Here is an 11019-nt window from a genome sequence, read left to right as displayed (position 1 = left end):
CCTGGCGCCAGGACGGGAGCCGCGGCGGCAGCTGCCGCATCGGCCTCGGACGGAAAGAGCGCCGGAAACCCCAGCGCGAGGACCAGGCCCACGGCCGCGGCACCGAATGCCGCCGCCGTGCGCCGTTTCAGCAACCGCACCGGGCGGACCTCCCTTCCGGCTGTGCGCCGGGTTCGTCGAGCTCGGTGCACAGCGCATGCAGCGCGTGGCGCCCGGTCTCGGTGACGACGATGCGGTCGTCGAACACACGCACGAGGCCGTCGGCCTCGCGCGCGGCCAGACGGCCGTACCCTTCTTCCAGCCCCTGCGCCTGCGCGGCAGGCAGCTCCAGCGAACACAGCAGGCGCTCGACGGCGGCGCGGCGCTGCACGCTGCCGGGCGTGGCCGGGCGCGCCTGGGCCACCGGCAGACGGCCGTGGCGCAGCGCGTTGCGCCAGGCGGCCTGCGAACCGTCGTTCCAGAACATCGCGCCGTCGACCTCGCCGACCGCGCCGACACCCAGGCCGATCAGCGGCGTGGCCGGCGCGGCGGTGTAGGAGATCAGGCTGCGGCGCAGCCGGCCGTCGTCCATCGCGTGCGACAGGTCGTCGTGCTCGAGCACGAACTGGTCGGCGCCGATCCAGCGGTAGCCGGCATTGCGCAGCATCTCGGCGCTGGCGCGCGCGAGTTCGGCCATCAGCGCCGGCGACGGCAGCGACTCGGTGTCGATCGCCACCTGCGCCGGCGCATGCCAGGGCCGGTGGTGGTAGCGCGCCAGACGGATGCGCTCGGGGCCCATCGCGATCAGGCGGTCGATCGTCGTGCACCAGCTGGCCATCGTCTGGCGCGGCAGACCGATCATGACGTCGAGGTTGATGTACTCGATGCCGGCCGAACGCGCGAGTTCGCAGACGTCGTCGATCAGCGCTGCCGACTGGCGCCGGCCGATGGCCTGCTGCACGCCGGGGTCGAGATCGAGCACACCCAGCGAGACACGGCGGAAGCCCAGCCCGCGCAGCACCTCGAACATCGTCTGGCTGACGCGGCGCGGGTCGCATTCGCAGGACATGTCGATGTCCGCCGGCATGCGCCACTCCGACTGCATCGCCTGCACCAGGCGCGCGAGCTGCGAGCCGGTCAGCTCGCTGGCGGTGCCGCCGCCGAGGTGGAACTGCAGCACCTCGCGCCGGCCGCCGAGCAGCTGCGCGACTTCGCGGATCTCCTCGACCAGGCCGGCGACGTAGTCGTCGATGACGTCGTCGGGCTGCGCGGCGCGGATGTCCCGGTCGCAGCAGAAGCAGTGCGCGGCGCAGAACGGCACGCGGGCCGACACCGCGATCGGCTCGTCGGCGCGCGCGGCCAGGCCACGCAGCGCGGCCTCGTACAGCGACCGGGCCGTCTGGGCCTCGCCGTGCGGCATCGCCTGCACCAGCGGATTGGAAGCCTGCGGCGGCTGCCAGCACATCGAGGCGCCGGCGTCGAGGTTCGCGATCTTCAGCACGCTGGCGGACGGGCGATGGGGGGTGCTGTCGTCGGGAGGGATGGGCGTTCTCATGAAGACATCTCGAACGCCGGTGCGCTTCGAGCCTGACCTAGGGGCGAACCTTAGTCACCCCGCCGACCCGTCGGTTGACACAGGTCAACGGGATGGACCGCTTCCGACGGGCTTTCGGCCGGGCAGTTAAAGTGTCGAGACCGCCTGACACCCCTTGCCCGAACGACCTCCGCACCCATGAACGATCCCACGCCGCTGTCGCGCAGTTTTGGCTATCAGAGCGTGGACGAGCGCGAGCGCGAGCAGCGCATCCGCCGCGTCTTCAGCGCCGTCGCGGCGCGCTACGACCTGATGAACGACCTGATGAGCTTCGGCATCCACCGGCTCTGGAAGCGTCGTTTCGTGCGCATGGCCGCGCCGCAGGCCGGCCAGCACATCGTCGACCTGGCCGGCGGCACCGGCGACGTCGCCGCGCTGATGGCCGCCGCCGACCGCCGCGTGACCGTCGTCGACCCGAGCGCCGAGATGATGGACGTCGGCCGCTCGCGCGGCCACGCCCACGTCGACTGGATGCTCGGCAGCGCCGAGCAGCTGCCGCTGGCCGACGCCTCGGTGGACACGCTGACGATCTCCTTCGGCATCCGCAACGCGACCCGCATCGACGACGCGCTGAAGGAGATCCACCGCGTGCTCAAGCCCGGCGGACGTTTCCTGTGCCTGGAGTTCTCGACGCCGGCGTGGTGGCTCAGGCCGTTCTACAACCTGTTCTCGTTCACCGTGATCCCGCGCCTGGGCGCGTGGATCGCCGCCTCGCCGGAGGCCTACACCTACCTGGTCGAGTCGATCCGGCGCTTCCCGGACCAGCCGCGTTTCGCGGCGATGATCTCCGCGGCCGGCTTCGAGCAGGTGCGCTGGCACGACCTCAGCTTCGGCATCGCCAGCGTGCACGTCGGCACCCGCCCGGCGGCGGCGGCGCCTTCCGGCACCGCTTGATGTTGCACAAGCAGCGCGTCGCCCCGCGACGCGGACAATCGAACCCTCGTTTTCCCTCGCCCGCACGGAGTCCGCGTACATGCCCGGAGACAGAGCCACGGTGAACAGCACGCGCGCGGTCCGCACCGGATCGGTCGAGGCGTGGGCCGTCGCCGTGCGGCCGCGCACGCTGCCGGTGGCCGTGAGCCCGGTGCTCGTCGGCGCGACGCTGGGCTTCGACCGCACCGGCGCGATCGACATGATCGCCGCGCTGCTGGTGCTCGGTGCCGCCCTGCTGATGCAGGTCATCACCAACATGCAGAACGACGTCGGCTACACGGTGCGCGGCGGCGAGAGCACCGGCACGCGCACCGGGCTGCCGCGCGCCACGGCCAACGGCTGGCTCAGCGTGCGCCACGTGCGCGCCGGCATCGTCGTCGCGGCGCTGCTGGCCGCGGCACTCGGCGTCGCGCTCGTCGCCTACCGCGGCTGGCCGGTGCTGGCCATCGGCGTGGCGTCGCTGCTGGCCGCGCTGGCCTACATGGGCGGCCCCAAGCCGATCGCCTACACGCCCTACGGCGAGCTGACGGTCTTCGTGTTCTTCGGCCTGATCGCCGTCGTCGGCACCGACTGGGTGCTGACCGGCAGCTTCGGCCTCGTGACCGTGCTCGCCTCGGTGGCGCTGGGTTCGGTGGCGGCGGCGGCACTGGCGGTGAACAACCACCGCGACATCGCGCACGACCGGCTCGTCGGCCGGCGCACCTTCGCCGTGACCTTCGGCGAAGCGGGCTCGGTGGCGCTGTACACGGTGCTGCTGCTGCTGCCGTTCGTGCTGCTCGTGCCGATGGCGCTGCTGTCGCAGTCCTGGACGCTGCTGCTGCCGCTGGTGCTGCTGCCGTCGACGCTGCAGCTGCGCCGCGACTTCGTGCACTGCCCGCGCGGCATCGCCTTCAACGAGATCCTGTTCCGCACCTTCCGCCTGGAGCTGTGGTTCGCCGCGCTGCTGTCCGCCGGCGCCCTGCTCGGCTCGATGATCGCCCGATGACGGGCGCACGCACCGAACGGGCCTAGGTCGTGCAGGTCCGCCGCAGCGCCTTGGTGGCCCGCCCGGCCAGCCACCTCTTCGACCTGATCGAAGGCGCCGAGCACTACCCGGCCTTCCTGCCCTGGTGCGCCGGCGCGACCATCCTCGTGCGCGACGACAGCGTGGTGTCGGCCGACATCAGCATCCGCTTCAAGGGCATGGGCTTCGAGATCCGCACGCGCAACCCGAAGCGCCGGCCGGAGTTCATGGCCATCCACCTCGAGCGCGGCCCGTTCCGCCGCTTCTACGGCGAATGGCAGCTGAAGGTGCTGGCCGAGGACGCCTGCAAGGTCAACTTCCTGCTCGACTACGAGTTCGACAGCGCGGTGATGACACGCATGGCCGGCCCGGTGTTCGACAAGATCGCCGACAAGCTGGTCGACGCCTTCGTGCAGCGTGCGGTCGACGTGCCGCCGCCGGTGCTGGCGCCGACCGCGCCGCCGCAAGCGCCGGCCGACGCGCCGCGTGCGCCCGACGCGGACTGGCCGCCGCCCTGAGGCCTTGAATCAGCCCACGCCGTGCTCGGCGAACCAGGCCAGCGTGCGTTTCCAGCCGTCCTGCGCCGCGTCGGGGCGGTAGCTCGGCCGGTAGTCGGCGTTGAAGGCGTGCCCCGCCTCGGGATAGACGACCAAGCGTGACTGCTTCGCCGCCACGCTGCCGCCGGCCAGCGCGGTCTTCATGCGCTCGACGCTGTCCAGCGGGATGCCGCCGTCCTGGCCGCCGTACAGGCCGAGCACCGGCGCACGCAGCTGCGACGCCAGTTCCACCGGCTGCATCGGCTGCAACGCCGTCTTGTCGCCGACCAGCCGCCCGTACCAGGCGACGCCGGCCTTCATCTGCGGGCTGTGCGCGGCGTACAGCCAGGTGACGCGCCCGCCCCAGCAGAAGCCGGTGATGCCGGCCTTCGTCGTGTCGGCGCCCTGCCCGCCCGCCCAGGCCACGCTCGCGTCGAGGTCGCGCATCACCTGCTCGTCGGGCACCTTGGAGATCACCTCGCTCATCAGGCGCGGGATGTCGGTGTAGGCGGCGGCGTCGCCCTGGCGCACGAAGAGCTGCGGCGCGACGGCGAAGTAGCCGGCCTTGGCGAAGCGCCGCGCGACGTCGGCGATGTGTGCGTGCACGCCGAAGATCTCGCTGACGACCAGCAGCAGCGGCGCGTTCGGGCGGTTCGCCGGCGCGGCGCGGTAGGCCGGCATGCGGAAGTCGCCGACCGGCACCGTGACCTCGCCGGCGACGAGGCCGGCGCTGTCGGTCGTGATCACCGTCTGCGCCACCACCGGCAGCACCGCGGCGGCAAACGTGCCGCCGACGGCGCCGCGCACGAAGTCGCGCCGGTTGGGGTCGCGTGGCGACACCAGGGAATCGAACTCGGCTTGCTGCATGTTCGCCTCCTTGACCTCAAACAAGTCGAGTCGATTCTAGGAAGGCCGTCACGGCGCCGTGAGAGGCCTCTTGCACAATCGGCCCATGGCCGACATCACCTCGCCCGACCTGCCGCTGGCCGCGGTCGACATGGGCTCCAACAGCTTCCGGCTCGAGATCGCGCAGATCCAGCGCGGCCGCTACCGCCGCAGCGACTACTACAAGGACATGGTCCGCCTCGGCGCGGGCCTCGACGACCAGGGCCTGCTGACCGAAGAAGCGGTGCAGCGCGGCCTGGACTGCCTGCGGCGTTTCGCCGCGCGCCTGACCGGTTTTGCGCCGGCGCAGGTGCGTGCGGTGGCGACGCAGACGCTGCGCGAGGCGCGTAACCGCGACGCCTTCCTGCTGCGCGCCCAGGAAGCGCTGGGCCACACGATCGAGGTCATCTCCGGGCGCGAGGAAGCACGGCTGATCTACGCCGGCGTCGCCCAGTTGCAGCCGGCCGACGAGCCGCGCCTGGTCGTCGACATCGGCGGGCGTTCGACCGAGCTGATCCTCGGCCGCGGCCGCACGCCGGTGAGCGCCGAGTCCTTCGCCGTGGGCTGCGTCAGCCTGTCGCTGCGTTTCTTCGGCGACGGCGGCATCGACGCCGAGGCCTTCCGTGCCGCCCGCGTGGCCGCCGGCGCCGAGCTCGAAGAGGCGATGGAGCCGTTCTCGTCGCGCCACTGGCAGCAGGCGCTGGGCTCGTCGGGCACCGCCGGCGCGGTGTCGCAGATCCTCGCCGCCAGCGGCGTCAGCGACGGCCGCATCACGCCCGAGGGCCTGGCCTGGCTGGAGCAGCGCTGCATCGCCGCCGGCCACGTCGACCGGCTCGACCTGCCGGGCCTCAAGCCCGAGCGCCGCGCCGTCATCCCCGGCGGCCTGGCGATCCTGCAGACGCTGGCCGAGAACTTCGGCATCGCCACGCTGTGGCCGGCCAAGGGCGCGCTGCGCCAGGGCGTCGTCGTCGACCTGCACGAGCGCCTGGCCGCGCTGCGGCGCAGCCACCCGAGCGACATGCGCGACGCCTCGGTGCACGAGCTGCAGCGCCGCTTCGATGTCGACGTCAAGCAGGCGCGGCGTGTCGCCACCGTGGCGCTGGCGCTGTTCGACGGCGTCATGCCGGACGCCGACGCCGAGGTCCGGCGCGAGCTCGGCTGGGCCTGCGACCTGCACGAGATCGGGCTGATGGTCTCGCACCACGACCACCACCGCCACAGCGCCTACCTGCTGGCGCACGTCGACGCGCCGGGCTTTTCGCAGAGCCAGCAGCGGCGCATCGGCCAGCTCGTGCTGGGCCAGCGTGGCGGCCTGCGCAAGATCGAGGATGCGCTCAGCAGCGAGTTGCTGGGCTGGCAGGTGATGTGCCTGCGGCTGGCGGCGATCAAGTGCCACGCACGGGCCGACGTCGACACCAAGGCGCTGGCGCTGCGTGTGCGCGGCCGCGACGCCGTGCTGGCCTACGACGCCGCCTGGGCCAAGGCCCACCCGCGCACCGTCTTCCTGCTGGAGGAAGAAGCCCAGACCTGGGCCCGCTCGGGGCCGCGCAAGCTGCTGCTGCCGCGCTGAACGCGGCGCCGCAGGCGCCGCGGCGTTTGCCGCGCTGACTCCTAGACCGCCTCGGGCCCGACGACGGCGTGCAGCACCACCTGCAGCGTGTCGCCGCGCTCGCGCGAGCGCAGCCACCAGACGCCGGCCTTGCGCACCGTCCAGGCCTGGATCTCGCCGGACAGCAGCAGCGCCGCGGTCAGGCCGAGGATCGGCTGGTGGCCGACGACGAGCACCGGCTCGCGCGCCTCGGGCCAGCGCGTGGCGTGCAGCAGCGCCTCGACCGAAGCGTCGGGCGCGAGCTCGGCCACGGTCTTGATGCGCCGCTCCAGCGCGGCAGCGGTCTGCTGCGCACGCCGCGCCGGACTGGCGAGCACCCGCGTGCCGGCCGGGAGCTGGCGATTGAGCCACGCGGCGACGCGCCGCGCCTGGCGTTCGCCCTTGGGCGTCAGCTCGCGCTCGAGATCGTTCTGGCCCTCGCGGGCGTCGAAGGCTTCGGCGTGGCGCCAGAGGATCAGGTCCATGCGGCGGCTCCGGTTCAGCGGTAGCGCCGTGTCAGCGCCTGCTGGGCGCTGATGCCGGCCTCGGCGACACGGCGGTAGGCGCCGTCGGCACCCAGCGTCCAGGCGTCGAGCTCGTCGTGCAGATAGGGCACCAGCGCCTCGTCGACGATGCGCTGGCGCAGCGCCGCGTCGCGCACCGGCCAGGCGAGCTCGATGCGGCGGAACATGTTGCGGCTCATCCAGTCGGCGCTGGACAGGTACAGCACCTCGTCGTCGTCGCCCTCGCCCCAGCGGAAGTACAGCACCCGGGTGTGTTCGAGGAAGCGGCCGACGACCGAGCGCACGCGGATCGTGTCGGTGTGCCCCGGCACACCCGGCGGCAGCATGCAGGCACCGCGGATCACGAGGTCGATCTTCGCGCCGGCGCGGCCGGCGTCCATCAGCGCCGCGATCAGCCCCGGGTCGGTCAGCGCGTTGACCTTGGCGACGATGCGCGCCGGACGGCCGGCACGCGCCGCCGCGGCGACCTGCGCGATGTGTGCGATCAGCCGGCGATGCAGCACGAAGGGCGCGGTCAGCATGCGCCGCATGCGCGTGCGGCCCTGGCTGGCAAGCTGCTGGAAGACGGCGTCGGCGTCGGCGGTCAGCTCGGGGTCGGTGCTGAGATAACCGAGATCGGTGTACAGGCGCGCGGTCTTCGGGTTGTAGTTGCCGGTCGACAGGTGCACGTAGCGACGCAGCCGGCCGTGCTCGCGCCGCGTCACCAGCATCAGCTTGGCGTGGGTCTTGAGGCCGACGACACCGTAGACCACCTGAGCGCCGACGGCCTCCAGGCGCTCGGCCCAGTTGATGTTGGCCTCCTCGTCGAAACGCGCGGTCAGCTCGACGACGGCCATCACCTCCTTGCCGCGGCGCGCCGCCTCGATCAGCAGGTCCATCAGCACGCTCTGGCTGCCGGTGCGGTAGATCGTCTGCTTGATCGCCAGCACGTCCGGGTCCTCGACCGCCTCGCGCAGGAACTGCACGACCGGCTCGAAGCTCTCGAACGGATGGTGCAGCACGACGTCGCCGTCGTGCAGCCGGTCGAAGATCGAGCGCCCCGGCGGCAGGTCGGCGGCCGGCCAGACCGGCTCGTAACGCGGGAAACGCAGATCGTCGCTGCCGGCCTGGTCGATCAGCTCGGTCAGGCGCGCCAGGTTGACCGGGCCGTTGACCTTGTACAGCGCGTACTCGGGCAGCTGCAGCTGGCGCAGCAGGAAGTCGTGCAGCTCCTGCGGGCAGCTGTGCACCACCTCCAGCCGGATCGCCAGGCCGAAGTGGCGCTTGCTGAGGTTGCTGCGCAGCGCCTGGCGCAGGTTGGTCACGTCCTCGGCGTCGTACTCCAGCTCCGAGTCGCGCGTGACGCGGAACTGCGAGAAGGACTCGACGCTGCGCCCCGGGAACAGCTCCTCCAGATGAGCGCGGATGACGCTGGTCAGCAGCACGAAGGCCTGGCGGCCGCCGCTGACCGAGTCGGGCAGGCGGATCACGCGCGGCAGCACACGCGGCACCTTGACGATGGCGATCGAGTTCTCGCGGCCGAAGGCGTCACGGCCGCCGAGCCGGGCGATGAAGTTCAGCGACTTGTTGGCCACCAGCGGGAACGGGTGGCTGGGGTCGAGCACCAGCGGCACCAGCAGCGGCCGCACCTCGCGCTCGAAGAAGCGGCGCACCCAGCGGCGCTGGGCCTCGTCGCGGTCGGCGTGGTTGACGACGACGATGCCGTGGCGCTGCAGCTCGGGCACGACCTCGTCGTTGAGCAGCGCGTACTGCTCGTCGATCAGTGCGTGCGCGGCGGCGGCGACCGCGGCCAGGTCCTCGCGCGAGACGCCGCCGCCGGGGCGGCGCGAGGCTTCGGCCAGGTCGGCGAACCGCACCTCGAAGAACTCGTCGAGGTTGGACGAGACGATGGTGACGTAGCGCAGCCGCTCCAGCAGCGGCACGTCGGGCCGGCGCGCCTGGGCGAGCACGCGGCGGTTGAACTGGAGGATGGAGCTTTCGCGGTTGAGCAGGGTCGGGGGCGGCGACACGGCGGCCGCAGGTGGCTCGCCCAGGTCGCCGACGCGCGTTTCGTCGGCCATGGCGTCAGTTTATGAACGCCGTGCGACAAAGCCGTGACACGGCGGGCGGGACTTTCACCGAGGCAGGCCCTGTGCCAGCACCGGCTCAGATCATGAACTGGCGGATCGAGCCGCAGACCGACAGCAGTTGCCGGTCGTCCATGCGTGCGAGGATGTTGCGGATGACGCCACCCATGAGCTTCTGCACGCCCGACAGCCCGATCGAGGCCGACTGCTGGACGACGAAGTTCGCCTGGGTGGCCTTCAGCGGCTGCAGGAAGTACTGCTCCATGCCGCTCTCGGTCAGCTCGAGCACCAGCGCGGTGAGCTGCGCTGAACAGGCGGAAGGTTTGTCGGCGCCCTCGACGCTGTCCAGCACCTGCAGCGTCTTCACGCGCAGCTCGTGCGAGTGGTGGAACCGCAGGAACGGGCGCACGGCCGGCGCGGCGGCCGGCTTGGGCTTGCGGCCCGTGGCGACCGGCGTGGCGGGCTTCGGCGACCTGGGCATCGGAGGCTCCTCGCTGCGGGGATGACGCATCGTACGCGGCACCCGGCGCGGCGGGCCGGCGGTCAGCCCAGCCATCGCGCCACGAGAGGAATCAACAAGGCCGCCAGCAGCACCTGCAAGCCCAGCGCCAGCCCGGCATAGGCGCCGGCGTCGGGGTGCACCTGCAGCGCGCGGGCCGCGCCGATGCCGTGCGCGGCCGTGCCGACCGCGAAACCGCGCACCGGCCACTCGGGCACCTTCAGCCAGGCGAACAGGTAGCGCGCCGACAGCGCGCCGACGAGCCCGGTCAGCACCGCGAAGCTCGCCGCCAGCGCCGGCACGCCGCCGAGTTGCTCGGCGATGCCCATCGCCACCGGCGCCGTCACCGACTTCGGCGCCAGCGAGCGGATCACCTCGGGCGGCAGCCCCAGCGCCCAGGCCAGCGCGACGGCGCTGCCGGCGGCCGCGGCGCCACCGACCAGCGCCGCCAGCACGAGCGCACGCCCGCGCCGGCGCACCTCGGCCGCACGCTGCCACAGCGGCCAGGCCAGCGCGACGACCGCCGGCCCGAGCATCACGTGCACGAACTGCGCGCCGGCGAAGTAGGCCGGATACGGCGTGCCGGTGGCCGCCAGCAGCGTGGCCAGCGCGAGCACCGACCACAGCACCGGATTGGCCAGCGGCGCGTGGTCCAGCCGGCGGTAGACGGCCTGGGCGGCGACGTAGACGGCCAGCGTCGCGGTCAGCCCGAACAGCGGCCGGGACGACAGGTAGACCCAGAGTTCGACGACCTCAGCCACCGCCCGCCTCCTCGCCGCGCAGCAGCCGGCGCAGCACCAGCGCGGTCACCGCCAGGCCGATCCAGGTCGAGACGACGATCACCGCCAGCAGCGCGACGCCGTGCTCGACCACCAGGTCCAGGTGGGCGACGACGCCGACACCGACCGGCACGAACAGCAGCGACAGGTGCGCCAGCAGGAAGCCGGCGGTGGCCTCGACCGGCTCGCGCACCGCCCGCCAGCGCAGCAGCGGCAGCAGCAGCACCATGCCGACGACCGGGCCGGGAAACGGCCACGCCAGCGCGTGGGTCAGCGACTCGCCGGCGGCCTGCAGCAACAGCAGCAGCGCCAGGCCTTGCAGTGGTTTCATCTTTCCTCACCGATGGACGAGGGAGACGGGGGAGACGGGGTCAGGTCTCTTGAGACCTGACCCCTGCAGCCTCGGAACGCCGCGGAAGATGGGGTCAGGTCTTGCAAGACCTGACCCCTGCAGCATGCCCCCGCGGCAAGCAACGTCGAAAGAACGATGTCAGTGAGCGCGCGCGGCCGAGACGGGAAAGACGGGGTCAGGTCTCTTGAGACCTGACCCCTGCAGCCTTGGAACGCTGCGGAAGACGGGGTCAGGTCTTGCAAGACCTGACCCCTGCCGTCTCCTGACCCCTGCCGTCTCCG

At 72.2% G+C, this 11019-nt stretch carries 11 protein-coding genes; 4 read left to right on the top strand and 7 right to left on the bottom strand.

The window, feature by feature from the left end; all coding sequences use genetic code 11:
• Positions 1 to 127 precede the first annotated feature (127 nt).
• Complete coding sequence (locus G5B56_RS01030) at positions 128 to 1534, bottom strand: coproporphyrinogen-III oxidase family protein (RefSeq protein WP_081467612.1); 1407 nt, start codon at positions 1532 to 1534, stop codon at positions 128 to 130.
• Positions 1535 to 1711: 177 nt separating this feature from the next.
• Here G5B56_RS01030 and ubiE point away from each other — a divergent pair, with 177 nt between their 5' ends.
• The 3 genes from ubiE (at position 1712) to G5B56_RS01015 (ending at position 4027) form a co-directional block, all read left to right on the top strand.
• On the top strand, positions 1712 to 2467 hold the full coding sequence (gene ubiE, locus G5B56_RS01025; protein WP_009857095.1) for a bifunctional demethylmenaquinone methyltransferase/2-methoxy-6-polyprenyl-1,4-benzoquinol methylase UbiE: 756 nt from the start codon (positions 1712 to 1714) through the stop codon (positions 2465 to 2467).
• A gap of 100 nt (positions 2468 to 2567) precedes the next feature.
• Positions 2568 to 3491 carry a 1,4-dihydroxy-2-naphthoate octaprenyltransferase gene (menA, locus tag G5B56_RS01020; RefSeq protein WP_164962070.1) on the top strand — a complete coding sequence of 308 codons (924 nt, stop codon included), beginning with the start codon at positions 2568 to 2570 and terminating at the stop codon, positions 3489 to 3491.
• Between the two features lie 53 nt (positions 3492 to 3544).
• A complete protein-coding gene (locus G5B56_RS01015) occupies positions 3545 to 4027 on the top strand; it encodes a type II toxin-antitoxin system RatA family toxin (protein ID WP_240920610.1) in 483 nt (160 codons plus the stop codon).
• A 9-nt stretch (positions 4028 to 4036) separates the two neighbouring features.
• Here G5B56_RS01015 and G5B56_RS01010 read toward each other — a convergent pair whose 3' ends face one another.
• On the bottom strand, positions 4037 to 4912 hold the full coding sequence (locus G5B56_RS01010) for a dienelactone hydrolase family protein (protein ID WP_164962068.1): 876 nt from the start codon (positions 4910 to 4912) through the stop codon (positions 4037 to 4039).
• Between the two features lie 85 nt (positions 4913 to 4997).
• Between G5B56_RS01010 and ppx the strand changes: the two genes are divergently transcribed.
• Positions 4998 to 6500, top strand: a complete 1503-nt coding sequence (gene ppx, locus G5B56_RS01005; protein WP_164962067.1) for an exopolyphosphatase — start codon at positions 4998 to 5000, stop codon at positions 6498 to 6500.
• A 41-nt stretch (positions 6501 to 6541) separates the two neighbouring features.
• On the opposite strand, the gene G5B56_RS01000 is transcribed toward ppx, so the two are convergent.
• The 5 genes from G5B56_RS01000 to G5B56_RS00980 form a co-directional block, all read right to left on the bottom strand.
• Positions 6542 to 7003, bottom strand: a complete 462-nt coding sequence (locus G5B56_RS01000; RefSeq protein ID WP_009857090.1) for a histidine phosphatase family protein — start codon at positions 7001 to 7003, stop codon at positions 6542 to 6544.
• Positions 7004 to 7017: 14 nt separating this feature from the next.
• Positions 7018 to 9102, bottom strand: a complete 2085-nt coding sequence (gene ppk1 / locus G5B56_RS00995) for a polyphosphate kinase 1 (RefSeq protein WP_164962066.1) — start codon at positions 9100 to 9102, stop codon at positions 7018 to 7020.
• Positions 9103 to 9187: 85 nt separating this feature from the next.
• A complete protein-coding gene (locus tag G5B56_RS00990; protein WP_009857088.1) occupies positions 9188 to 9589 on the bottom strand; it encodes a hypothetical protein in 402 nt (133 codons plus the stop codon).
• Positions 9590 to 9651: 62 nt separating this feature from the next.
• The gene (locus tag G5B56_RS00985; RefSeq protein WP_009857087.1) at positions 9652 to 10368 is read right to left on the bottom strand and encodes an LrgB family protein; all 717 of its coding nucleotides are present in this window, start codon (positions 10366 to 10368) and stop codon (positions 9652 to 9654) included.
• On the bottom strand, positions 10361 to 10717 hold the full coding sequence (locus G5B56_RS00980; protein ID WP_009857086.1) for a CidA/LrgA family protein: 357 nt from the start codon (positions 10715 to 10717) through the stop codon (positions 10361 to 10363). Before G5B56_RS00980 ends, G5B56_RS00985 begins: the two co-directional genes overlap by 8 nt.
• Positions 10718 to 11019 lie beyond the last annotated feature (302 nt).

Origin of the sequence: Rubrivivax sp. JA1026, assembly GCF_011065555.1 — a bacterium.
Classification (GTDB): Bacteria; Pseudomonadota; Gammaproteobacteria; order Burkholderiales; family Burkholderiaceae_C; genus Rubrivivax; species Rubrivivax benzoatilyticus.
Note: the sequence above shows the minus strand (reverse complement) of the source record. Positions and strands in the feature narration are given on the sequence as shown.